This is a genomic window from Roseburia sp. TF10-5, assembly GCF_003462365.1.
Lineage (GTDB): Bacteria > Bacillota > Clostridia > Lachnospirales > Lachnospiraceae > Roseburia > Roseburia faecis.
This window is the reverse complement of the sequence record NZ_QTYW01000013.1, coordinates 24732-47658: the sequence shown is the minus strand read 5'-3', so window position 1 is coordinate 47658 and position 22927 is coordinate 24732. Positions and strand designations below refer to the sequence as shown.

The 22927-nt window shown below is 44.9% G+C and carries 22 protein-coding genes and 3 pseudogenes; 3 read left to right on the top strand and 22 right to left on the bottom strand.

Annotation, left to right across the window (positions count from 1 at the left end; all coding sequences use genetic code 11):
- Positions 1–26 precede the first annotated feature (26 nt).
- The 3 genes and pseudogenes from DXD06_RS11835 to DXD06_RS11825 form a co-directional block, all read right to left on the bottom strand.
- Positions 27–218 (bottom strand): annotated as a pseudogene (locus tag DXD06_RS11835) (hypothetical protein); the annotation flags it as partial.
- Positions 215–1669 carry a Y-family DNA polymerase gene (locus DXD06_RS11830; protein ID WP_117832037.1) on the bottom strand — a complete coding sequence of 485 codons (1455 nt, stop codon included), beginning with the start codon at positions 1667–1669 and terminating at the stop codon, positions 215–217. The gene DXD06_RS11830 and the pseudogene DXD06_RS11835, both read right to left, overlap by 4 nt.
- A gap of 69 nt (positions 1670–1738) precedes the next feature.
- Positions 1739–3406 (bottom strand): alpha-glucosidase, encoded by a 1668-nt coding sequence (locus DXD06_RS11825; RefSeq protein ID WP_117832034.1) that lies wholly within the window; start codon positions 3404–3406, stop codon positions 1739–1741.
- Positions 3407–3561: 155 nt separating this feature from the next.
- Between DXD06_RS11825 and DXD06_RS11820 the strand changes: the two genes are divergently transcribed.
- Complete coding sequence (locus DXD06_RS11820; RefSeq protein ID WP_117832032.1) at positions 3562–4455, top strand: AraC family transcriptional regulator; 894 nt, start codon at positions 3562–3564, stop codon at positions 4453–4455.
- Here DXD06_RS11820 and DXD06_RS11815 read toward each other — a convergent pair.
- On the bottom strand, positions 4452–5693 hold the full coding sequence (locus tag DXD06_RS11815; protein WP_117832030.1) for an Nramp family divalent metal transporter: 1242 nt from the start codon (positions 5691–5693) through the stop codon (positions 4452–4454). The genes DXD06_RS11820 and DXD06_RS11815 overlap by 4 nt on opposite strands.
- Before the next feature lie 232 nt (positions 5694–5925).
- Between DXD06_RS11815 and trhA the strand changes: the two genes are divergently transcribed.
- Positions 5926–6573: a PAQR family membrane homeostasis protein TrhA gene (gene trhA / locus DXD06_RS11810; RefSeq protein ID WP_117832028.1), complete on the top strand. Its 648-nt coding sequence runs from the start codon at positions 5926–5928 to the stop codon at positions 6571–6573.
- Between the two features lie 46 nt (positions 6574–6619).
- On the opposite strand, the gene DXD06_RS11805 is transcribed toward trhA, so the two are convergent.
- Positions 6620–7024, bottom strand: coding sequence for a hypothetical protein (locus DXD06_RS11805; protein ID WP_117832026.1), 405 nt, complete (start codon positions 7022–7024; stop codon positions 6620–6622).
- Between the two features lie 181 nt (positions 7025–7205).
- Between DXD06_RS11805 and DXD06_RS11800 the strand changes: the two genes are divergently transcribed.
- On the top strand, positions 7206–7712 hold the full coding sequence (locus DXD06_RS11800; protein WP_117832024.1) for a DUF6512 family protein: 507 nt from the start codon (positions 7206–7208) through the stop codon (positions 7710–7712).
- A gap of 174 nt (positions 7713–7886) precedes the next feature.
- On the opposite strand, the pseudogene DXD06_RS11795 reads toward DXD06_RS11800, so the two are convergent.
- The 17 genes and pseudogenes from DXD06_RS11795 to DXD06_RS11715 form a co-directional block, all read right to left on the bottom strand.
- Positions 7887–8051: pseudogene (locus DXD06_RS11795) on the bottom strand (recombinase family protein); the annotation flags it as partial.
- A 13-nt stretch (positions 8052–8064) separates the two neighbouring features.
- Positions 8065–8574 (bottom strand): annotated as a pseudogene (locus tag DXD06_RS11790) (ORF6N domain-containing protein); the annotation flags it as partial.
- Complete coding sequence (locus DXD06_RS11785) at positions 8562–8717, bottom strand: AbrB/MazE/SpoVT family DNA-binding domain-containing protein (protein WP_155175258.1); 156 nt, start codon at positions 8715–8717, stop codon at positions 8562–8564. The pseudogene DXD06_RS11790 and the gene DXD06_RS11785, both read right to left, overlap by 13 nt.
- 153 nt (positions 8718–8870) lie before the next feature.
- On the bottom strand, positions 8871–9515 hold the full coding sequence (locus DXD06_RS11780) for a nucleotidyltransferase family protein (RefSeq protein ID WP_117832020.1): 645 nt from the start codon (positions 9513–9515) through the stop codon (positions 8871–8873).
- Positions 9512–11887, bottom strand: a complete 2376-nt coding sequence (locus DXD06_RS11775) for a xanthine dehydrogenase family protein molybdopterin-binding subunit (RefSeq protein ID WP_055067011.1) — start codon at positions 11885–11887, stop codon at positions 9512–9514. Before DXD06_RS11775 ends, DXD06_RS11780 begins: the two co-directional genes overlap by 4 nt.
- Entirely contained in the window at positions 11868–12401 is a 534-nt protein-coding gene (locus DXD06_RS11770; RefSeq protein WP_055067129.1) for a (2Fe-2S)-binding protein, read from the bottom strand. Before DXD06_RS11770 ends, DXD06_RS11775 begins: the two co-directional genes overlap by 20 nt.
- 99 nt (positions 12402–12500) lie before the next feature.
- On the bottom strand, positions 12501–13352 hold the full coding sequence (locus DXD06_RS11765; protein WP_117832018.1) for an FAD binding domain-containing protein: 852 nt from the start codon (positions 13350–13352) through the stop codon (positions 12501–12503).
- 14 nt (positions 13353–13366) lie between these two features.
- Complete coding sequence (locus tag DXD06_RS11760) at positions 13367–13621, bottom strand: DUF3343 domain-containing protein (RefSeq protein ID WP_022045570.1); 255 nt, start codon at positions 13619–13621, stop codon at positions 13367–13369.
- Between the two features lie 21 nt (positions 13622–13642).
- Positions 13643–14260: a sulfurtransferase-like selenium metabolism protein YedF gene (yedF, locus tag DXD06_RS11755; protein WP_022045571.1), complete on the bottom strand. Its 618-nt coding sequence runs from the start codon at positions 14258–14260 to the stop codon at positions 13643–13645.
- A 96-nt stretch (positions 14261–14356) separates the two neighbouring features.
- Positions 14357–15385, bottom strand: coding sequence for a selenide, water dikinase SelD (gene selD, locus DXD06_RS11750; protein WP_117832016.1), 1029 nt, complete (start codon positions 15383–15385; stop codon positions 14357–14359).
- Positions 15386–15414: 29 nt separating this feature from the next.
- On the bottom strand, positions 15415–16578 hold the full coding sequence (locus DXD06_RS11745) for an aminotransferase class V-fold PLP-dependent enzyme (RefSeq protein WP_055262341.1): 1164 nt from the start codon (positions 16576–16578) through the stop codon (positions 15415–15417).
- 20 nt (positions 16579–16598) lie between these two features.
- Positions 16599–17669, bottom strand: coding sequence for a sulfate/molybdate ABC transporter ATP-binding protein (locus DXD06_RS11740; protein WP_117832014.1), 1071 nt, complete (start codon positions 17667–17669; stop codon positions 16599–16601).
- Positions 17632–18357: a molybdate ABC transporter permease subunit gene (modB, locus tag DXD06_RS11735; protein ID WP_022045575.1), complete on the bottom strand. Its 726-nt coding sequence runs from the start codon at positions 18355–18357 to the stop codon at positions 17632–17634. Before modB ends, DXD06_RS11740 begins: the two co-directional genes overlap by 38 nt.
- Positions 18357–19280: a molybdate ABC transporter substrate-binding protein gene (gene modA / locus DXD06_RS11730; RefSeq protein WP_117832012.1), complete on the bottom strand. Its 924-nt coding sequence runs from the start codon at positions 19278–19280 to the stop codon at positions 18357–18359. Before modA ends, modB begins: the two co-directional genes overlap by 1 nt.
- A gap of 33 nt (positions 19281–19313) precedes the next feature.
- The gene (locus tag DXD06_RS11725) at positions 19314–20759 is read right to left on the bottom strand and encodes an XdhC family protein (RefSeq protein WP_117832010.1); all 1446 of its coding nucleotides are present in this window, start codon (positions 20757–20759) and stop codon (positions 19314–19316) included.
- Between the two features lie 9 nt (positions 20760–20768).
- The gene (locus DXD06_RS11720) at positions 20769–21836 is read right to left on the bottom strand and encodes a GTP 3',8-cyclase MoaA (RefSeq protein WP_117832008.1); all 1068 of its coding nucleotides are present in this window, start codon (positions 21834–21836) and stop codon (positions 20769–20771) included.
- 1 nt (position 21837) lies between these two features.
- A complete protein-coding gene (locus DXD06_RS11715; protein ID WP_055067020.1) occupies positions 21838–22926 on the bottom strand; it encodes a molybdopterin-binding protein in 1089 nt (362 codons plus the stop codon).
- Position 22927: the final 1 nt, after the last annotated feature.

Genomic DNA, 22927 nt, shown 5'->3' with positions numbered 1-22927 from the left:
GAATCATAAGTTTCCCTGCTGATGCCCTCCCCGAGCATCATCCGTTCCTCATGCTGCATTTCTTTTTCCCGGATGGCGCGTTCATAACCGGTCAATGCTGCAAACGGAGAAAACTGTGCGGCCCGGTCTTCCGATGGCATCTGCGGATGCTTTTTCGAAACCGGATGCGGCAGATCTATGATGTCATCATAACGATGCGTATTTTCCAGCCGGTTCATGCCCGATGTCCTCCAATCTGTCCGTTGCGTTGCCGCATGGTTGCCCCTTCTTTGAAATTGGTTCCTTTTAAAATGGCATTTTTCCCATAACGCTGCTTAATGGAAAGCATGGCTTTCTGCATCTGTTTTTCCTTCTGCAATGCCTGCTTTTGTGCCTTCTGTTCCTCGGTTTCTTCCGCAAAATCAAACAGGCTCATCTGCTCATACGTCTGTTCTTTTTGTGCCTCCTGCTCTGTGCGTACATGGCATGCCGTAACATAGATCCTGCGGATCAAAAGATCCGGATTTATAATTCTGTCATATAATTCCAGTGTTTTTTCTACTACCGTAATGGCAGAAGATGTATGATTTTGCAAATTTGCCGTCCCATGCGCATGCTTTGGAATCTTTCTTCCGTAACGATCCGTAGTCACTTCCCCGTGATATCTTTTTGCCCGCACCGGGTCTGTCAGATTTTCGATATCATAGCCAACCGTCAGCACTATCTGATCCGTCACGAGTCCATGCTCCACCAGATCCAGTACCAGCTGGTCTGTCATTTCCTGCACAACAATCCTTGCTTTATCTGCCGGGTACGGACACTGCAATACCTGTCCCGATCCGGAACTGTTCGCCTGCGGACGATACGCTTTGATCTGTGCAATCGTGCACGGTTCGTACCCCCAGGCATGATCAATCAAAAGTTCTGCATTCACACCAAACAGTTTGTAAAGCAGATCTTCACTATAATAATCTGTTTCTTTTCCGATGGAGCAGCGCGCCACATCTCCCATGGTATACATTCCGTTTTCTGCCAGTTTCTTCGCATATCCCGGTCCGACACGCCAGAAATCCGTGATCGGCCGGTAGTCCCAAAGCAGTTTACGGTAACTTTTTTCATCCAGCTGGGCAATGCGCACACCGTTTTCATCCGCATCGATGTGCTTTGCCACAATATCCATTGCGATTTTGCACAGATACAGGTTGGTTCCGATCCCGGCAGTGGCCGTGATCCCAATGTGATCCTGCACATCCAGAATGATAGTCTGCGCCAGCTGATAAGCTGTCATTCCATAGGTTTTCAGATAATGTGTCACGTCCATAAACACTTCATCAATCGAATATACATGAATATCTTCCGGCGCCACATATTTCAGATATATATCATAGATCCGCGTACTGTATTCCACATAAAGTGCCATCCGCGGAGATGCCGCAATATACGACAATTCCGGCTCACCGGTTTTTCGGCTGCGGTTTACCTGTTTTACTTTCTGAACCACTTCAAAAAGCCTGGCTCTTCCCGGAATCCCATATTTTTTCAGGGATGGAGAAACTGCCAGGCAGATGGTTTTTTCCGTGCGGCTTTCATCCGCCACCACCAGATTGGTGGTCAGCGGATCAAGTCCACGCTCCACACATTCTACGGATGCATAAAATGATTTCAGATCAATTGCGATATACTGCGGCATACCTTTCCTCTCCCCAAACAGACATTCGTGTATGCTCTCATTATATCAAAATCCGATAAGATTGCAACGCTATTTACATTCCGTCACAAACACTTCACATTTCTCTAAAATCAGCTTATTTTCAGCATTTGTTCGTTTTTTATTTGATAAAAGTACCTTTTTTGCCGGAACTTCCCAATCCAGTTCTATGGTATCTGTTCCAAAATTTGCCGCTACCAGAACCCGGCGCCCCTGCAGGATGCGGTAATATGCCATTACGTGATCTGCATTCTCATATGCCGGCTCAAATTTTCCATAAGTAAACAACTCCCGATATTCCCCGGATTTGCGCAATGCGATAAGCTTTCTGTAATAATGCAGAACCGAATCCAGCTGCCCTTCCTCTTTTTCCACATTGATCACCGGATAATTATCATTGACTTTCAGCCATGGAGTTCCCGAGGTAAAGCCCGCCTGCGGCGCATCCTTCCACTGCATCGGCGTCCGTGCATTGTCCCTGCTCATGACCGAACATACGGCAAGTGCTTCTGCATCCGAAAGTCCGGCCTCACGCGCCATCCTGTACTGGTCTTTGGTACTGATATCATCGAATTCATCCACACTGTTCCATCTGGCATTCTGCATGCCAATCTCCTGTCCCTGATAGATAAACGGAATTCCACGCAGCAGAACACTTACTGTACCAAGCATCTTTGCCCCGTCCGCATTTTGCGCATAATCCGGCAGAAAACGGGAAACGCCGCGCGGCTCATCGTGATTTTCAATGATATTTGCCTCGAACCCGACATTCTGTACCCGCATCTGGGAATCTGTGATTGCTTTTTTCCACGCATCAAAAGAAATTGGTGGCGCATCGTACCATCCGTGTTTCCCGTCACTGAGCATATGGGCGCTGAAATCAAAAATTGTAGAAAAATGTCCATTTTCTCCAATAAAGTCCGGCAGGTCTTCCACCCCAATGTTAAATACTTCCCCTACCGTAAATGCATCCTTTTTGGCAAATGTATGATTCTTTAAATCTTCAAGCAGCTCATCGACACCTTCTACATTTTCGACCATACGCCAACAGCTTGCCAGTCCATCGTCACCATCCGGCTCCATATCCGGAAATGCCAGATCTTTTTTAATATTGATGATCGCATCAATCCGAAAACCTGCCAGTCCTTTGTCCAGCCACCAGTTGATCATCCGGTAGATTTCTTCCCTCAGTTTTGGATTTTCCCAGTTTAAATCCGGCTGCTCCTTTGCGAACATATGGAAATAATATTTGTCCGATCCCGGTACCGGCTCCCAGCAGTTTCCCCCGAAATAAGAACGGTAATTGCTCGGTGGATTTCCATTTTTTCCCTTCCGGAAATAAAAATAATCGGCATACGGTCCGTCCGGATCCGCCAGTGCTTTCTGAAACCATTCATGCTTGTCGGAGCAGTGATTGACAACCAGATCCATAATCAGATACATATCTCTCTTTTTGGCCTCCGCAAGCAGTTCGTCGAATTCCTCCATCGTTCCGAATTCTTCAGCGATTGCATAATAGTCCGAAATATCATAGCCCTGATCCACAAACGGGGACTTATAGATTGGAGAAAGCCAGATAATGTCAACTCCCAGCTCCTTTAAATAGTCCAGTTTGGAAATAATGCCCCGCAGGTCACCGATCCCATCTCCGTTTGTATCGCAAAAACTCTTTGGATAAATCTGATATGCCACCTTGTCATGCCACCATTTTTTCTGCATGTCCATGTCCTCCTTCGCCTGTATCTCCATGTCCTTTGACAATTTGTTTCTGTAACATTATACTGTCATTATAGTTTGGAATTTCAAAATTATCTTGCATAATTCTTACTTTTTATAACACAATACTGCTCTCATAAGACAAAGGAGAATTTTCCATGAAACGGTTACAGACACTTGCCCTTGAACAGAAAGAAGATGCCCGTCACGGTGACGCGACCTTCCCCATACAGAAATATATCACTTCTTTAAAGCCGGATTATCCGGTCGTGACAACGCACTGGCACGAAGAGGCTGAATTTACACTCATCACCGAAGGAGATGCCAGCTACCAGATCGACCTTACTTCCTACGCTGTGGAAAAAGACGATCTGATTTTTATCCCGCCTCTGTTGCTGCACTCGGTCTCCCGCGGACAGTCTGCGCTTTACCAGTCCGAAACCTATGTGTTTCACATGAACTTTCTCGGTGGAAATGCGACCGATATCTGCTCCACCCGTTATCTGATGCCACTGACCAATGAAGAACTGTCGGTTCCGTGTCTGATCCGTCCGACCCATCCGGCTTATGTATCTCTGCGCAAAATTTTTGCACAGATCAGTTCTCTCTTTGCAAATCCGGTTGAGGGATACGAACTGGCCATTAAGGCATTACTGCTGCAGGTTATTTTCCTGCTCCTGCAGTACCGTACCCCGGACGGGAAACGATCTGTCGACACCGCAAACGCCTCTGAAAAATTAAAAACCGTACTGGACTATATCCATCTGCACTATGCCGAGCCGCTTACGGTTGCCGGTCTCGCTGCCCAGTGCTATTTCAGCGAATATTACTTTATGCGTTTTTTCAAAAAACACATGAACATGACCGTAGTGGAATACCTCAACAATCTGCGATTAGAAAAGGCTGTAGAACTGTTTGAACAGGGAAACACCTCCATTCTGGAGGTCTCTCTCGCCACAGGATTCCACAACCTTTCCTATTTTCATAAAATTTTTAAACGGAAATTCCACATGACACCCAGAGAATTTCTGAAAAAACTATCGTCTTTTTAAAAGCCCGTCACAAAAAGCCCGATATTTAATGCTGTAACTACAATTGCAATTGCCCAGAGAACCATTTTAAGTCCGGTACTGTTTGCATACTTTCCCATCACTTTTTTGGACGAGGTAAGATAAATCTGCGTAAAAATAGTGATCGGAAGCTGTACTGCAAGAAGCATCTGGGAATAAATCAATCCCTGAAACGGAGACCGGATCAGCAGAATGATAAGCGCTGCCGGAATCATCGTAATCAAAACACCCTGTCTGGTTTCTTTCGTCGCAATATCATAAGGTTTATTAAAAATTCCGGAAAAAATCGTTCCTCCCGCCATCCCTGCGGTAATACTTGAAGAAAGCCCGGCAAGTAAAAGGGCAATGGCAAAAATCACCGTTGCTTCATTTCCAAGCAGTGGTGTCAGCATATTTCCCGCAGTCGTCAGATCATCCACCTGGTTTTCCCCTCTCTGATAAAACGTCGCCGCCGCCATGAGAATCATGGCGCTGTTAATCACCCATCCGATGATCATGGAAAACAGCGTATCCTTAAATTCAAATTTCAATTGTCTCTGAATCACCGCTTCTTCTTTCAGATTCCACTTCCGGCTCTGAATGATCTCCGAATGTAAAAACAGATTGTGCGGCATGACAACCGCGCCAAGCACGCTCATGATAACCGGCATCGCATGCGATGGAAATACCGGTTTTACCCATCCTGTGGCGGCAGCTCCCCAGTCAATTTTCACCATACAGATTTCAATTAAAAAGCAAAAACCAATCAGAGAGACAAAAAGCATGATCAGTTTTTCGATCCTTTTATATGCATTGGTAAATTCACAGAACAAGACCACGACAAGGATCAGCATGCTGCCCACTTTAATCGGAATGTGGAACAGCATCTGCAGTGCAATGGCACCTCCTAAAATCTCTGCCATCGCAGTCGCAATGGCAGCGGCTACTGCCGTTACAAGAATCACATTCTTCAATGTCCTGTTTATGTAACGGCTTGCTGCCTCGGACAGACACAATCCCGTCACAATCCCAAGATGTGCTGCATTGTGCTGTAAAATAATCAGCATAATCGTTGAAAGAGTTACCATCCAGAGCAGGGTATATCCATATCCCGATCCGGCTGCAATATTGGATGCCCAGTTTCCCGGATCAATAAACCCGACTGTTACCAGCAGTCCGGGGCCGATAAACTTCAAAATATTTAAATTGTCTTTTTTTTCTTTCCTGTTATTTTTATTCATACATCAGAAATCCTTTCTTTTCATACTATTCACGCAGTTAGTTTTAACTAACTGCATAATACACAAACATTGAACTTGTGTCAATGAAACGGCATTTTATTCCCGTTTTTTTATGCATAATTATTATTGACATGCGTACCAATATATCATAGTATTTATTTATGTTAGATATAGTTTTCAATACTACATTAGTTAGTTTTTATTTATACATTGTAAGAAAGGAGATTTTACTATGCAATTAACAATTCGGGAACCCGGAAGCGCCATCACACATTTTATCGGCTGCCTGATGGCTTTGATCGCAGCCTCACCACTTTTAATAAAAGCTCACGGAAATGCAACCTATATGCTTGCCATGACAATTTTTGCCACAAGTATGGTTTTATTGTACGCGGCAAGCACAATCTATCACAGTATCTGTCATGTATCTACCAAAGTACTCCGGAATTTTCAGAAGCTTGATCACATGATGATCTTCGTTCTGATTGCCGGATCTTATACCCCTGTCTGCATGATCATCCTGGGCGGCAGAATTGGATATACCCTTCTGGCTCTTGTATGGGGAATTGCAGTGGCAGGAATCATTGTCAAAGGACTCTGGATCACCTGTCCGAAATGGTTTTCTTCCATCATTTACATTGCCATGGGCTGGACGTGCCTGCCGGTATTTGCCCGGCTGTGGACGGATCTCCCGCATGCCGCATTTGGCTGGCTTTTAGCGGGCGGCATCATCTACACCATCGGTGGTGTAATCTATGCTCTGAAACTTCCGGTATTTAACGCACTTCACAAATACTTCGGCAGCCATGAAATTTTCCATCTGTTCGTGATGGGTGGAAGTGTCTGTCACTTTATCTTTATGTATCATTATGTAATATGATCATTTATTTTCTGTCACTGTTCGCAGGTCTCCCTGCGAACAGTAACTATTTTTCCACTTTTGTGATCTGCTCTGTGGTGCAGTCATAAACATATTCTATTACCGGATCTTCTTCGGAACCGGACAGTTTCTCTGAACTTACTGCAAATGTTATCTTCTTTGCAGTAAATTCTTCCGGAATAATATAGCCATTTTCGTCATCAACATTCTGTGTGAATAACAGTTTATTATTCTTTCCGTTCCGGTCACAGCGATACACATTCATCTTATTCATGTGTGTTCCACCTTCCGGATAGGTCGCATAATAAACTTTATTCGTTCCGTTCGACCAGCTCATACGGTAATCTTTTGATAAGGTTCCCTGATACTCTGCTGCCGCCTGGACTGCTGTTCCTGAAAGAACAAAACAGAAAACAAAAACGGCACAAATTGTTGTAATTAATCGTTTCATTTTTCGTTTCCTCCTGCTTCTTTTTTGCTACCCCTGTTTTACCATGGTATGCTTTCGGTTTCAAATGGGTTAAGAAAAACGTAGGAATTTTCCATATTTTCACAAAAAACGGCTGATGCCTGCATAAAGCTGTTCAAATTTCATATACTGTTTCTAACAATTATAAAACCGTGAGGAATCTATGTCTTTAAAAACCAATCTGTTCCGTTTTATTTTTATTTCTGTACTGGGTGTTCTTCTCCATTTCACCTATGAATGGTCCGGAGATAACGCTGTCGTCGGGTTATTCTCAGCTGTAAATGAGTCCACCTGGGAGCATTTAAAACTTTTGTTTTTCCCGTTTCTGCTTCTGACCATCCTCGAAGTGCTGCTCCGCGGCAATATGCTTCCGGAACAGTTTCTCCCGGCAAGAGTTCTCGGTATCCTCGCCGGAATGGGCGGGATTGTGGTCGGATTTTATACGCTGCGGGGTGTGCTTGGCCGAAACTACGATGCTTTAAATATCGCTTTGTATTTTGCAGGGGTTCTTCTGTCATTGTTTGTCGAAAACAAACGGTATCGCAAGTCTTCTCTTCTGTCGACGAAAGCCGCAGCCGCTGTCCTGCTGTTGCTTACGGTTGCATTTTTCGTGTTCACCTATTGCCCACCGGATATTGGATTGTTTTGGGATCCTACAGTCGGCCTTTGATGGTGTAGTGCTACCACAGTCTCAAGTGTCGGAAACTTTTCCAAGGTAACAGTATGCTCATCAGGCTGCTCTTTATCCAAAGAAATACCATCGACTCGAACTACTTCCTTGCCATCTCTAAGAATCGGTAGTGGAAACCGAAATTTGATATTCCTAATCCAATTACTATCTTCACGTCTTTCCGGAATGTCCTTCATCCGAATACTCCCCCACTATCTCCATGTCCTGAAATTCTGCATATTTTCTCAGCTTGTCCTTCTGTGCATCAAGACTATATCCGTCAACCTGAATAGCCGTAGACACACGAGTATATATGTAACATCTTGTTTTCTTCTTCAATAATCTCACACTCCTATTTCGGTAATACTAATGGCGAATTTTTCAATAATCCTGCAACAACAGAGTTGTATTTGGCTGTTCCATAATCCTCAACAATGCTTGTTATTCTAGCCCCGGCATCCTTGGAAGAAGCGCCACACAGAAAGACTCGCTCATCCGCCGTTCCATAATCCAACACGATAAAACGATCATGGAATATGCCGCCAGTCTTCTTCATTGACAGTTTTACAGTTGGATATTCCTTACAGAAATCCGTATATTCTATGTTGTGAAGTTTATTATTTCCAACATTGTCACTGAATAAAATAATATTTACTCCTGTCGGAGAATTTTTAAGATGCACCAGCGTTCTTATTAATGCCTTACTCTGTTTAACAGCCAATGGTCCTTTTAAAACAGTCATCAGCATATATAGTCCTTGCTCTGTAAATACATGTGGATTATAACGACTTTTTGAGCTTATATTTGCGGTCGAAAAATTCGTCCGCAAATACTCTGTCTCGTCATCTGTCAATTCATATATATTTCCAGCGGGCTGCCCTCCTTGATATGGAGCATCCTGCGCAGTTCCTTCGGTATGACTATTCTGCCGAGTGAGTCTACTCTTCTGGTCAATCCTGTAATTTTCACTTTATTGTCCTCCGTTACTTTTGCATTTGCATTCATGCTTTGGAGGTAATATATGGAAATCTGTATGAAATATGTATAATTCAAGGGGGAAAAGACATCATCTATGCATGCTTGCATGCAATTCGATGTATGTCTTATTGACCCACACTACACCGAGAAAGTAGCAATTTACTGCTTAAAGGCAGTAAATTAGCGGATTAAATATGTATCTATATCCATCAGCTCTCTCTCATCTGCAATATCTACATATACACAGTCATGCTTCTTTGCCACACTTCTGCCACCCTTATCACCCTCCAGTGATAAAAGCTGTGGTATAAGCGATGAATTAAATACACACGGGTTGCCTACAGCATCTCCACAACGAAGTGAAAACGTCAATCGCTTACCCCCTGTATTTTTAAGCACCCTGTCTATTAATTTAATCACGCTTTGACTTTTTAAATATGGCTGGTCAGCTACTGCAAACATGTAATATTCCTCTGTTTCGGCAGTATGATGCGTCACTTCACTGCTTTTCTTAAGCTTTTTCTGCTCCTGCACCGCCATAATTCCTGCCTTTATAGTGTAGGATATGCCTTTTTCGCTGTCCGGACTTATGACTGCATGGCAATCTGGGATACATGCGCAGTAGTCCAATATTTCCCGGTAACGGGTGACAACTGTTATATCTATAGTCTGGCTGTATGATTTTGATTTATTATATCTATTTTTAATTTTCGCCAAGCGATCAAGCAAATGCCTGTACATAGGTTTTCCATCCAGCTCATAAAACAGTTTGTTACTTCCAAAACGGCGGCTGTTTCCAGCCGCCATGTATATGATATGAATCATTTCACTCTAAGGTCCTTTTCGTGCCAGTTTGGGTCTACCATTCCCATAAGTATTTTTTCAGGGGTAAACGGAACTGTCCTGTGCCATACGCCTGTTGCGCGATAAATGGCATGTGCCAGCGCAGGAGCCGGTGTATTGATAACTATCTCACCGATTGACTTAACTCCGAATGGGCCTGACGGCTCATAGCTTGTCTCAAATTCGACGTTGATATTGCCCACATCCTGTCGTGTCGGTATCTTGTACTGCATGAGGTCATTTTCTGCGATTTTTCCACCGGCATTGTAGGTGACATTCTCATAAAGCGCCATGCCTATTCCCTGACCTATGCCGCCCTCGGTCTGTACACGCGCGAGGTTTGGATTGACCGGAATTCCGCAGTCCACAACAGCCTGATAATCAAGTATTTTAACTGCTCCTGTCTCCTTATCAAGCTCTATCTCGACCATTCCTACCATGTATGGAGGAGGTGAAACAGGTGATGAATATGTCGCTGTGACATCTACAGGTATCGTGTTGTTGACCTGTGATTTTGTTGCTATATCGGAAAGACTTACGCAAACCTCTCCATTGTCTGCACCGTCCGGATTTATGATATACACCTCTTTGCCGTCAAAATCCACCTCTGATGCAGCATGGCCCAGCATCTGTGCACCGATTTTCTTTATGTTTTCACGAAGCTCAAGTGCTGCATTCTGTGTGGCCATTCCTGTAATGTAGGTGGTTGATGAGGCATATGAACCTGAATCATAAGGAGAAGCATCCGTATCCGCTCCAAACACGGTTATATCATCCGGCTCGCAGTCGAGTACCTCAGCCGCCATCTGCGCAAGTATGGTATCACAGCCTGTTCCCATGTCTGCCGCGCCTATCATCATATTGTAGGTGCCACAGTCTGAAAGCTTTAAGGTACACGATCCGACATCTACATTTGATATGCAGGAGCCCTGCATTGCAAGTGCCATGCCTGCCGCACGAACCTTGCCATTTCCCATATCGCGGACAGGATACTTGTCTGCCCAATGGAAATTATCCGCACAGTGCATTATGCATCTGTCGAGTGCACATGCATTGGCTGTCTCGCCAAAATATGCCGGCATAAACATGCCCTCACGGACGATATTTTTCAAACGAAGCTCAACCGGGTCTATATGCAGCTTTTCAGCGAGCTCATTGACAGTTGATTCAAGTGCAAAGATACCCTGTGTAGCTCCATAGCCTCTATATGCTCCTGCCGCCTGCACGTTTGTGTACACAACATCGCACGAAAATCTGGTTGCCTCGCAGCCTCCTGTATAAAGAGGGAGCGATTTATGACCTGAGAGTCCTACTGTTGTAGTGCTATGCTCTCCGTATGCTCCACCATTTGACAGCGTATAAAGATCTATCGCCCTTATATGACCATCCCTCATTGCTCCAAGACGCACGGTGACCTCCATCTCATGACGCGGTGACGCGATAGTCTGGCACTCTTTTCTGCTGTAGATTATCTTGCTCGGACGCTTTGTCTTCCAGGTAACAAATGCCGGATATACCTCACAGACCGCTGTCTGCTTGGCACCAAAGCCTCCTCCGATACGCGGCTTTTCAGCACGCACCATGGACTTAGGAATATCGAGTGCATTGGACAGTATTCGGCGCAGGTGGAAAACAATCTGTGTCGAGCTGATGCAGTGAAGCCTGCCGTATCTGTCTATCTCACAGTATGCTCTGCAGGTCTCCATATATGCCTGCTGCGCTGCCTTTATGCGATAGGTGTGCTCAATAATCTCATCGCACTCCGACAGAATTTTCTCTACATTTCCATGCTCATCCTCCTCATGATGAATGAGATTGCGCTTTACATCGCCTGTATTTATGCTGGATGACCAGTCATCCTCAGGATGCACAAGCACCTTGTTGTCCAGCGACTTTCTGAAGTCAAGCACCGGCTCAAGAATCGTGTACTTTACTTTTATCATGTTAAGAGCCTTGTCTACAGCCTTTTCCGATTCACCTACCACAATAGCGACAGCGTCACCTACACTTCTAACATGACGGTCAAGGATTAGTCTGTCGTACGGTGACGGCTCCGGAAAGGTCTGGCCTGCGATAGAAAAACGCTTTTTCGGAACATCCTCCCAGGTGTATACTGCGACCATGCCCGGTACCTTAAGAGCAATATCTGTCTTTACATCCTCGACAATTGCATTCGCATAGGGGCTTCTAAGAAGCTTTATGACAAGCGCATCACGCGGTGTGATATCATCAGTAAATACCGGCTTTCCGAGTAAAAGCTGGCTCGAATCCTTCTTCGGTATACATTTTCCAACTGCGTGGTAATCCCTTCTCGCGCGGTTGAAGCTGTTTACATTAGTTTGATTTGTGCTCATCCTGCCACTCCTTTCCGATATCCTCTCCGTAGACGCCTGCCTCGAGATTAAGAGGTGCGCCCTCCTTCTTACTGTTTAAGAAATTTCTGATTGAGCGGAGCTGACTCTGATATCCTGTACAACGACACAGATTTCCTGAAAGATACTCAAGAACTTCCTCATCAGTCGGGTCAGGATTTTCTCTTAAAAGTGCCACAATATTTACAATATAACCTGGATTACAGAAGCCGCACTGATCCGCTCCCTGTGCAGCAAAAAATCCTGTAAACTGCTTAGCTTCCTCCTCAAGTCCCTCAAGGGTATCCACGGCTCTGCCGTCTGCCCTGCCTATCGGCATGCTGCATGACAGCACAGGCTTTCCATCCAGAAGCACTGTACAAAGACCGCAGTTGCCTGACTCACAGCCCCTCTTCACTGAAAAGCAGTTGTGCTTGCGGCAGAAGTCCAAAAGCACCATATCCTGGTCAACCGAGTCGATTATTAACTTTCCATTTAATTTTATTTTAACATCCATATACATGAATTCCTTCCTACTTAATGCTCGTGCATTGATGTCATTACACTAATAAAGCTCCCAAAGTTTCCTGCATAACTTCCATGCATCCGGTAGCGATTACCTTATATCATCGCAGATGTCAAGCGACTGTGTGACAGCGCGGCGTGTAAGCACCCGGCAGATCATCTCTCTGTACTCGGCTCCTGCTCTGATATTGCTTCCAAAACGGATATGCTCTGCAACATATTCTGCAAATTTATCTATTTTTGCATTGTTCTCGGAGTTCTCCGTCAAAGCTACATTACCGTGCGTCTTTGCATCTACTATACCATCGAGTATGCCGTCCTTATCCCACACAGGCTCTGCCATATATGGTGATGCTCCGATGACCGCCACATACCTGCCGTTTCTATTTGCCACTGCACATGTGAGCACAGGAAAGTCTGTTGACTGGTTTCTCTGGCTTAAGTATACTACGCCCTTTGCATTTTTCGGCACTATTACTGATACGAGCACATCGCGCGTGGTTCTTGGAAGTGCCGCAAACTCGTCCAAATCCATAATTCCTGCCTTGTGAAGCTGCACCTTTGCTCCCAGCGCCCTGAAAATCGTCATGACATCTGAAAATCCAAATCTGCCCCAGATGCTTCCTCCGACAGTCGCCACATTTCTAAACTGCACTCCGACGATATGTCTGACCGACTCTGCGATTGCACCGTGTGTATATGCATTCAGGGTTTCATGTGTCTCTATCTGCCTGAGGGTTGCATATGCACCGATTCTAAACTCGTTTTCATCCTCATCAATCCAGTCAAGTCCGAGATCGCACAAATCAATTGCCGTGCCAAGTGTCTTATTTTTCATTTTGAGCCAGAGCATGCCGCCCAGCACAAAATTCGTTTTTTTCTGATAAAGCTCATAGGCTTCATCAAGGCTTTGCGCCCTCACATACTGATTGTAATAAAACATATTTTTCTCCTATATCAATACATTTCAAGCTCATACATGGCTTCCCACCTAATGTCCTGCTCCTTCATAAAGGCTATGAGGCTCTCCCTGTCTGAAAGCTCTGCACGCCATGCCAGACCACAGCCCGCCGATATAGCAGACGGAAGAGGAATCGTGCGCCCCGGAATACCACATGCCTTGCCCTTGATATCCAGCTTTAACGGCGCTGTGGTAGTCTCGAAGGTAATGATTAGCCGCTTTTTCTTTTCTCTTACCAAATTATTATCCATCACATCACACTTAATATAACACTAAGGACTCACAATAAGAGAGGCTGCAGCCATTTTCTCGGCGATATCATACATGTTCGTCACCTCTCCGACTGCAAGCTTATCTGACAGCTCATAGTAATTCAGACATGTTCCGCAGGTAAAGATTTTCACGCCACGATTCTTAAGCTCCTTTAAATCCTCAAGGCACTCTGAGCCATCACAGGTCAGCTTTGCTCCTCCATTGTAGAAAAGCATGGTTTCAGGCGGATTGTCCTGCTGCGAAAGTGCATAGATGAAGCCCTTTATGAGTACACTGCCCAGCTCCTCGCTGCCCTCTCCCATATAGGAAGAGCGGATTACAACGACTCTGTTATCTGTAGCCGGCCTGCATGTGTACTGTGAAGCTTCGTCTGTATCCGAAAACGCTCCTGTGTTAAGAGTCTCAATTGTCAGCTTTACACTGTAGCTTCCGTCGTCGAGCTTATTGCTGTCGCAGCTATAGCCCTTCTGTGCAGCCATCTTTTTTAAATTTTCTACTGCAATTTCATTGTCCACAAGTGTCTCCACTGTGTCCGGCTGTGTGAGAGCCTCAATTGCCTTCTTTGTCTTTACTACCGGGATTGGACATGTATCCCCGATTGCATTTACTGTAATCATATTTATAATCCTCCCTATGTTATTTAACTTGTCAACCCTCAAAATGCAGGGCATGCAGCCTGTCAGCATATTTACATAAGCTATGATCGCTTAAAATCAGTTCACATATATCGGCACATCGCAGCGCTTAACAAATCGTCCCACCTTTGCAGCCGGAAGCCCTGTGGCTTTAAGCTCATGCAAAAAGGTATCTGCCTCAAAGGCTTTTACTGCAAACAGCAGTCCTCCTGAGGTCTGCGGATCGAAGAGCACCTCCTCCATTGAGAAAGGTATATTTTTTGCAAAACGCACCTTGTCACCTACATGGTTTCTGTTGCGCTGCGCCGCTGCCGTGAGGAAAAACTCATCTGCGCATCGCAGTGCTCCGGTAATGACCGGGATGGAAATCGAGTCGATAAGTGCTGTTATATCATCATTTAACATCTCGCTCAGATGTCCTAAAAAACTAAAGCCCGTGACATCTGTGCATGCATGTATTTCGAAGCTGTGACTGATCTCTGATGCCGCGCGGTTTAGTGTGGTCATGGAGCTTACCGCATCCTCAATTGCACCTAACGGAGCTTCCCCGACACGGTTTGCGTTGCACACAAGCCCAACTCCGAGCTTCTTGGTCAGTATAAGCACATCTGACGGCTGCCCTGTATTGTTGCTGTAGATGTGTTTGGGATGAACTGTGCCCATGACAGAAAGTCCGTATTTCACATCGCTGTCTGCTATGGAATGACCACCTGCAAGTGTACCGCCTGCCTCTATCACCTTGTCAGCGCCTCCCTGCATTATTTTACCGAGTATATTCAAATCCATTTTCTCAGGGAAACAAACGATGTTCAACGCACTCTTAACTGTGCCGCCCATCGCATAGATATCACTGAGCGCATTTGCGGCCGCTATCTGTCCAAACGTATATGGATCATCAACCATCGGTGGAAAAAAATCAAGCGTCTGGACTATCGCCGTGTCATCTGAAATTCTGTACACTGCCGCATCATCGCTGCTATCATATCCGACGAGCAGATTGCTGTCTTTTTCGCCCTTTGGTAACTTTGCTAAAACATGACTTAACAAATCCGGACCAAGCTTTGCAGTACAGCCACCGCCTTTGCAAAACACTATTTCCTGTGGCATGTTTGCTCCTTTCAATTGTTTAATACTGTTTATCTCAATGCCGCAATCTGCATAAGCGCTTCAGCGGCCTCATTTATCTCATCATTTGTATTATAATATGAAAATGAAAATCTCACCATACCCTGTTTTTGTGTTCCAAAGAATTTATGCATCAGTGGTGCGCAGTGTATGCCGCTTCTTGTTGCAATGCCATACTCATTCATAAGTATATCCGACACCTCAGCAGAATCCATATCAGCTATATTTACTGAAACAATCGCACAATGTGCTCCATTATCGGGCAGCATGTCGAAATCCCCATATATCCTGATTCCCGGGATTATCTTTATTTTCTTTAGAAAAGCCTTCATCAGCATATACTCTTTAGCATATATGTTATCCACACCAATTTCTTCAATCGCCTTTATTCCTGCCAAAAGCCCTGCAATTCCCGGGCCATTTAAGGTACCGGCCTCAAGTCTTGTCGGAAGCTCCATAGGCTGGCTCTCAAGAAAGCTGAGCACGCCGGTGCCACCGCTTTTAACCGGCTTTATATCTGCTCTTTCTCCCACATAAAGTCCTCCGGTCCCCTGTGGACCCATCAGCCCCTTGTGCCCTGTGAAGCAGAGCACATCAATATTCATGTCTTTTACATTTATCGGAAGCACACCGGCTGTCTGCGATGCGTCAACTATAAATAAAAGGTCATGCTTTCGTGCGATTTGCCCTATTGACTTAATGTCCACCACATTGCCTGTGAGATTTGAAGCATGTGTGCAGACGATGGCTTTTGTTTCCGGACAAATTGCAGCCTCTATATCCCGCGGGGAAATTATCCCTCTTTTTATTCCTTCATCACTGCATGGCACAATATCCACGCACACTCCCCTCTCCCTTTGCATATAAAGAGGTCTGAGCACCGAATTGTGCTCGAGCTGTGTCGTAATCACATGCTCCCCCGGCTCAAGCAGTCCGTGGATTGCAATGTTGAGCGACTCAGTGGAATTTGCCGTAAAAACAAGTCTATCCGCATCCTCCCCGCCGAAAAATTCTGTAAGGCACATTCTGGCCTCATATATTTTCCTTGACGCATCAAGCGATGCATCCGACATTCCCCGACCTGAATTGCCGCAGTGCTTCATTGCATCAAGCACAGCATCATATACCGCATCCGGCTTTTTAATTGTTGTGGCAGCGTTGTCCAGGTAAATCATAGTATGTCCTCATTTACTTCTCATCCAAGCAGATAAAATTTCTTTATATAAAGCTCATCATTTATATTTTTGCTAAGCATATTTGCTTCTGTATGCTTTGGAAGATTTGCATAAATTGTTGAATCATTATTTAATCCACACGATACTTCCCATGTTTTTAGTTCTTCAACTATTTTATAATCTTTAATCCTGATTATATTTTTATTGTTATATGCAAGTACCGATTTTGCTTTACTTGCAGATATTATTATATCCTGAGGGAAAACACCTATGTGTGATATGTTGTCCGTATCCATCGCAAGCTGTTCAATCTGCTCATCAGTGACCTCAAATACGCTATCCCATTCCACGGCAAGAACATGATGCTTATCCTGCCATTTCACCTGTGATATATTGTTGCAGCCCACAAGCAGTGCCTGCTCCACAGACATAGGCCGCATGAAGAAATCTTTTTTGTCGCGGACTGCACTCAGCATGCCGCTCTCAATACTTCCGATACGCTCTGCCAGACGATACACCTCATCGCGATTGTGTGACACAAAGATAACAGGATTGTGAAAATCGGAAAGCATCTCCATAAGCTCTGATTCCATACTTCTTTTCACATGCTCATCCAGTGCCGAAAAAGGCTCATCGAGCAGTATACACTCCGGTTTAGCCGCAAGCATGCGAAGCATTGCCACGCGCTGCCTCTGGCCTCCCGAGAGATGATCCGGATATGTGTCTGCCATGCCATCAAGCCCATACCGCTTCAGCCAGACCTTCACCTTTTTTTCATCGCGATGTCCCATTGCTATGCATATATTTTCCATCACGGTCATTGTAGGAAAAAGTGCATAGTCCTGAAACAGATAGCCTACCCTGCGCTTACCGGGGTGCAGATTTATGCGATTTTTTGAGTCATACAGCACCCGGTCATTTAATGATATAAAGCCTGAATCAGGAGTCTCTATCCCTGCTATACACTTGAGTGTCATACTCTTTCCTGAGCCCGACATACCAATTACGGACACAATCTCGTCCGTAAGCTCCATGTCAACCGAAAGCATGAAATTATCCAACTGTTTTTTTATTTTTACTATGAGCGACATTATTTTTTCTCTTTCTCTTTATGCCCTTGCTTTTGCCGCATATCATATTTATCGATACAAGGCATGCAAACGAAATCGCTATGATTACTATGCACCAGAAGCCCGCTGTGGCATAGTCACCACTTTGGATGACCATTGCTATCTGCTGTGATATGGTCGATGTCTTTCCCGCTATATTTCCGGCAAGCATTGATGTGGCGCCGTACTCACCGATAGCTCTGGCAAAGGCCAGTGTGACACCCGATATGATGCCGGGCTTTGCCATCGGCAAACGTATTTTCCAGAAAACCTTCCACTCACTTATGCCGAGAGTGCGCGCCGCATATATGACATTTTCGTCTATCTGCTCAAATGCCGCTCTCGCATTTCTGTACATGAGAGGGAGTGCAATGATGGTCGCTGCAACCACACAGCCAAGCCACGTGTGTACTACCTGTATACCCATGCTATTGCTTAAAAAACTTCCAAAGGGACGTCTTGTACTGAAAATCCTTAAAAGGATGTATCCAGCCACGGTAGGCGGCAATACCATCGGAAGTGTCAGCAGTCCATCCCAGAATGCCCTCACTCTGCCCTTTGTGTTTATAACAAGCTCAGCAAAAGCTATTCCAATAAAGAATGAAAAAACCGACGCTACTATTCCTGTTTTTAATGTTATCCAAAGCGGTGCGAAATCAATCGTTCCCATTATTCATTTACCGTAAAATGATATTTCTCAAATACTGACATTGACTCATCTGTCTGAAGATATGCAATAAATTCCTTTGCGGCTTCAAGCTCGTCTGCTGTAGTGTTGTCACCCTTTAAGGCTGCTATCGGATATATAACATCACCTGTTAAACTGTTTGGAAGCTTTTCTATAATGTCAAGCTGATTCTCGTATCCGAATGTATCTGAGTAATAAACTGTTCCTATTTCGTTTGCACCCTCAGCTACGGCAGATGCAACTGCACCTACATTTGCACAGCTGTTGATTTCCAGACCGCCAAGTGCCTTTGAGATATCAGAATCTGAAATATCCTGTGGCTTTGAAGCATCTCCTTCAACCATTTTTGAATTTACAAGTGCTACTCTGGTGTACTGTCCTACAGGAACTGTTCCGTCAGCAAGTGCCATATTTTTAGCCTTTGAGATGTCTGCAAAGCTGGTAACTGCCGTGCCACTATTCTTATATGTAACAAGGCACACCTGATTATTTAAAAGGTCAACACGAGTATCATCAACCACGCTTCCTGCTTCATAACCATTCTGAAGCTCATCCATCTGTGCCACTCCTGCTGAGAAAAAGATATTGCACTTCGCACCCTCTTTAATCTGTGCCATCAGAGTTCCCGAACTGTCATAGTTGTTCTGGAAGTTTACATTTGGATGCTCCTTGGTGTAGGCTGCACAAATTTCATCCATAACACTGTTTAAGCTCTTTGCCGCAAAAATCGATAAATCTACATCTACATTACCGCTCTCTGCAGTATCCTTCTTTCCGCAGCCTGCAAAAAGTCCTGCTGTAAGAATAAGTCCAAGCGTAAGTCCTGCATATGCTGCAAATTTTCTCTTTAAACCCTTGCGCTCCTTTACTGATTTATCAGTGCCTGTTGCTCTTCTTAAAATCACACTTTTAATCTCTCTTTTCTTTTTATTTATTCATCATCTGATCTGCTCCAGCAGCACTGAAATGCTGCCTCCGCACACCATTCCCTCATTCTCGGCATCGTCAGTATTCATGCTGACATCAATCAGCTCACATTTGAACTCCTGATTGCGAAACAGCCTCCTGCAGCGGCTTATAACTAAAGCCTCCGCACAGCCTCCGCCTATTGTTCCAACAATACGGTTGTCTGAGCTCACAAGCATCTGTGTGCCAACTCCGCGCGGTGCACTGCCGTTCTTTTTTATGATGGTACACAGTATGTACTTCTCATCCGGGGAGTGTGTAACTGATGCACAATGCCCAGCCACCTCAGTAAGTGCGTCAAGCACTTCGTTATCTATCTGAGTGCAGCTTGTACGCTCATTTTTACACTTTACTATCTCGCTTATCACCGAAAGAGCAATTTCCTCCGGTGTCTGTCCACCTATTGCAAGGCCTATCGGAGAATGTAATCCTGATATAATTTCCTGTGAAAACCCCGATTCTTCAAGGTCTTTTTTCACTATCACAGCTCTTTTCTTTGAGCCCATCATACCCACATAGGCATAGGGCTTTTTGAATATCTCTGTGAGGCATTCCATATCGAAGCGATGTCCTCTTGTCATGCATACATAGTAATCATCCGCCTGCGGCTGTAGCTTGGCGAGAGTTTCTTTATAATCGCCGCAAATCACATGGTCTGCGCCTTGGCGCTTTGCATTGTCTGCAAACAAAGGTCTGTCCTCTATCACCCATATGTCAAATGCCAAAAGCGATGCCATGCGTACAAGTGCCGCCGATACATGCCCTCCACCGCAGATTATGAGACGTGGTCTGCTGCCTATCTGCTGTCTGAACATCACAATGGAATTATCATTGTCATCTATTTCATCTGCCCACACATTGCCGTATGCCACTCTTATTCTGCCATCTATATAGAGTGCCTTTGCCCCGGCATGTGCTCCTTCTATGACTGTCAAAAGCTCACAGCGGCTGTCCACAGGTCTGTCCTTTATCGAAGCATATATGTTGGCCGGAATCAACTTCACCTCGTCACCGGCATGAATCTGACCACCTCTTACGACTACCGCAAACACACCCTCCTTTGGCATAATGCACTCGCCCATCCTCTTGTATATGGCACAATGCGAATGGCACTGCTTGCCTATCTGCGTCATCTCAAGGATGGTATCTCCTATGCAAAAGCGTGTACCAAGAGGCAGATTTCCTAAATCAAATCCTGAAATAATTAAATTTTCACCGAATGCACCGTTGTCTATCTGTGCCCCTCTTGCCCTGAAGTCATCTATTTTCTCCGCGGAAAGCAGGCTGACCTGCCTGTGCCACTTTCCGGCATGTGCATCTCCCATGATGCCGTAGTCTGCAACAAGCTCCGCCTGTGGCACCTCTCTCTTTTCAGTTCCTCTCTCTTTGCTTATATTGATTGCAAGAAGCTTTCCCATTATTTTCTATCAGCCCCCTATCCGGCTCATATTTCTTGCTGCATTTACTTCCGCAGCTTCTATCTCTGTAGTCTTTGTCTCTGTAGTTTTTGTATATGTCACTGCATTATCATTAAAATTGTGACACCTTGGCTTTGCCTTTATGGCAGCCCTTAGTGCCCGGACTATTGCAAAATCTTTTTCCACATCATCTGCAAAATCCCATGAATCAGGTACTAAATCCATCGTCACGCTGCTTCCCAGGCATGGCATAAGCCTGCCGTCAGCCGTAACACGTATGCGGTTGCAGGTGTCGCAGAACTTCCCATGAATTGCCTGAATCAGACCTACTCTGATACCAAGTTCCGGAAAAATGTAATACTCTGCCGGGCCGTTATCCGGAATTTTCCGTTTGTCATTTCCCGAATTAATTTCTTTTGTTTTTTCAGTATTTATACGGCAAGGTTCTCCATACAGTTTTGAAAGTGTACCAATAACCTTCTTATATGGCTCGACTCCGTTGGTGTGTCCTTCACCTACCGGCATCATCTCTATAAAGCGGATATCTGTACCTTTTTTTGCAACATATCGTGTGAGCGCCACCACATCTGTCTGCGGTGTGAGCACCACATTGATTTTCACTCTTATTCCGCACTCTATAGCGGCATTGATTCCATGCTTTACTTCTTCAAGCAGCGGTTTTTTTGTGATGCGTTCATATTCTGACGCATCTATAGTGTCCAGGCTCACATTTATGCTGTCTATGCCTGCTTCCTTTAACCACTTTGCATGCTGCGCAAGCAGTACTGCATTTGTAGTAAGCGATACGCTGCTGACACCCGGTATCTTTTTGATTTGTAAAACCATTTCATCAAGCTGCGGATGCAAAAGCGGCTCACCGCCTGTCAGACGAAAATGCTTAATTCCAAGCCTTGTGGCTGCGCGGACTATGTAAAGCACCTCTTTTACGCTAAGTATATTTAGTGCATGACAGTGCTCATTATTGTCACAGGGATTGCAGTAATAGCAGTTTAAATTACAGCTATCTATCACCGATATGCGCATATAGTCAATCTCTCTGCCAAATCCATCGCGCATGTTAAAAGCCCTTTCCAAAACCACAGTTAGGAAACGTGCAGACATCACAATTCAGGCAGAGGCCGCCTTCTCCAAGTCCGGCAAGCTCATCTGCATAAATCATATCACGTGCCATAAGCCTAGGCAACACAATATCAAATATCGTGCGCTTATTGTACATGGCACAGCCGGGCAGCCCACATATCGGCACCAGCCTGTCACCTGCATCATAGTACGACAGCAAAAACATGGCTCCCGGAAGCACCGGCGAGCCGTATGACACAATCCGTGCGCCTGTATTTTTGATGGCAAGCGGCGTTTTATCATCAGGATCCACGCTCATTCCACCTGTGCAGAATACAATTTCCGCTCCTGCTTCTATCGCGCGTAAGCATCCGTCTGTGATTTTTTTGTCATCATCATCAAACACCTCATGAAACATCATCTGTGCGCCAAACTCTGCTATTTTTTTTTCTATAACAGGTGTAAATGCATCCTGTATCCTGCCATGGTACACTTCGTTTCCGGTTGTAATTATTGCTGCTTTTCTGACCACAAACGGCTTAATATCAAGGATTGGACCATCCTCACATATATTAGAAGCTTCCTTTAGCTTATCTTTTTTTATGACAAGCGGTATGATTCTTGTTCCGGCGAGCTTATCACCCTTTTTCACAGTGGTATTGCCGTGCCTTGTGGCTATCATCAGCTCTCCAAAGGAGTTGACCTTTTCAAGCTTTTTGCTATCCACCTTAAGCAGTCCATCACAGTCTGCGATTACCTCTATCTTGCCCTCCTTTACGGGGGACGGATGCATTTTACTCACAGTGCCGCAAGAAACGCCTGATTGTGTGTCTGCTTCAATTTTCTTTGTGCCACATGCGCTCATACGATAAAGCACCTCCGCAGCCTCATTCTCGTGCATCATGGTCTCATCATTTTCCCATATATATATGGTATCTTTTCCGACACTAAGCAGCACCGGTATGTCCTCTTTTGTTATGATATGCCCCTTGCGAAAAACTGCATCCTTTTTCACGCCGGGAATAATCTGTGTGATATCGTGGCAGAGCACCTGTCCGACTGCCTCAGTTGTCTTCATAAGCTTCATA

What these genes read in the sequence shown, in the direction of transcription:
- DXD06_RS11785 (WP_155175258.1), bottom strand. Translation starts at nt 8,717, where the DNA reads ATGAATGCAAATGCAAAAGTAACGGAGGACAATAAAGTGAAAATTACA.
- DXD06_RS11830 (WP_117832037.1), bottom strand. Translation starts at nt 1,669, where the DNA reads ATGCCGCAGTATATCGCAATTGATCTGAAATCATTTTATGCATCCGTA.
- yedF (WP_022045571.1), bottom strand. Translation starts at nt 14,260, where the DNA reads ATGATTACAGTAAATGCAATCGGGGATACATGTCCAATCCCGGTAGTA.
- trhA (WP_117832028.1), top strand. Translation starts at nt 5,926, where the DNA reads ATGCAATTAACAATTCGGGAACCCGGAAGCGCCATCACACATTTTATC.
- DXD06_RS11805 (WP_117832026.1), bottom strand. Translation starts at nt 7,024, where the DNA reads ATGAAACGATTAATTACAACAATTTGTGCCGTTTTTGTTTTCTGTTTT.
- DXD06_RS11775 (WP_055067011.1), bottom strand. Translation starts at nt 11,887, where the DNA reads ATGAGCACAAATCAAACTAATGTAAACAGCTTCAACCGCGCGAGAAGG.
- DXD06_RS11820 (WP_117832032.1), top strand. Translation starts at nt 3,562, where the DNA reads ATGAAACGGTTACAGACACTTGCCCTTGAACAGAAAGAAGATGCCCGT.
- DXD06_RS11745 (WP_055262341.1), bottom strand. Translation starts at nt 16,578, where the DNA reads ATGATTTACCTGGACAACGCTGCCACAACAATTAAAAAGCCGGATGCG.
- DXD06_RS11760 (WP_022045570.1), bottom strand. Translation starts at nt 13,621, where the DNA reads ATGGATAATAATTTGGTAAGAGAAAAGAAAAAGCGGCTAATCATTACC.
- DXD06_RS11815 (WP_117832030.1), bottom strand. Translation starts at nt 5,693, where the DNA reads ATGAATAAAAATAACAGGAAAGAAAAAAAAGACAATTTAAATATTTTG.
- DXD06_RS11715 (WP_055067020.1), bottom strand. Translation starts at nt 22,926, where the DNA reads ATGAAGCTTATGAAGACAACTGAGGCAGTCGGACAGGTGCTCTGCCAC.
- DXD06_RS11765 (WP_117832018.1), bottom strand. Translation starts at nt 13,352, where the DNA reads ATGTTTTATTACAATCAGTATGTGAGGGCGCAAAGCCTTGATGAAGCC.
- selD (WP_117832016.1), bottom strand. Translation starts at nt 15,385, where the DNA reads ATGCCACAGGAAATAGTGTTTTGCAAAGGCGGTGGCTGTACTGCAAAG.
- DXD06_RS11800 (WP_117832024.1), top strand. Translation starts at nt 7,206, where the DNA reads ATGTCTTTAAAAACCAATCTGTTCCGTTTTATTTTTATTTCTGTACTG.
- DXD06_RS11725 (WP_117832010.1), bottom strand. Translation starts at nt 20,759, where the DNA reads ATGGGAAAGCTTCTTGCAATCAATATAAGCAAAGAGAGAGGAACTGAA.
- DXD06_RS11770 (WP_055067129.1), bottom strand. Translation starts at nt 12,401, where the DNA reads ATGGATGTTAAAATAAAATTAAATGGAAAGTTAATAATCGACTCGGTT.
- DXD06_RS11740 (WP_117832014.1), bottom strand. Translation starts at nt 17,669, where the DNA reads ATGTCGCTCATAGTAAAAATAAAAAAACAGTTGGATAATTTCATGCTT.
- modB (WP_022045575.1), bottom strand. Translation starts at nt 18,357, where the DNA reads ATGGGAACGATTGATTTCGCACCGCTTTGGATAACATTAAAAACAGGA.
- DXD06_RS11720 (WP_117832008.1), bottom strand. Translation starts at nt 21,836, where the DNA reads ATGCGCGATGGATTTGGCAGAGAGATTGACTATATGCGCATATCGGTG.
- DXD06_RS11825 (WP_117832034.1), bottom strand. Translation starts at nt 3,406, where the DNA reads ATGCAGAAAAAATGGTGGCATGACAAGGTGGCATATCAGATTTATCCA.
- DXD06_RS11780 (WP_117832020.1), bottom strand. Translation starts at nt 9,515, where the DNA reads ATGATTCATATCATATACATGGCGGCTGGAAACAGCCGCCGTTTTGGA.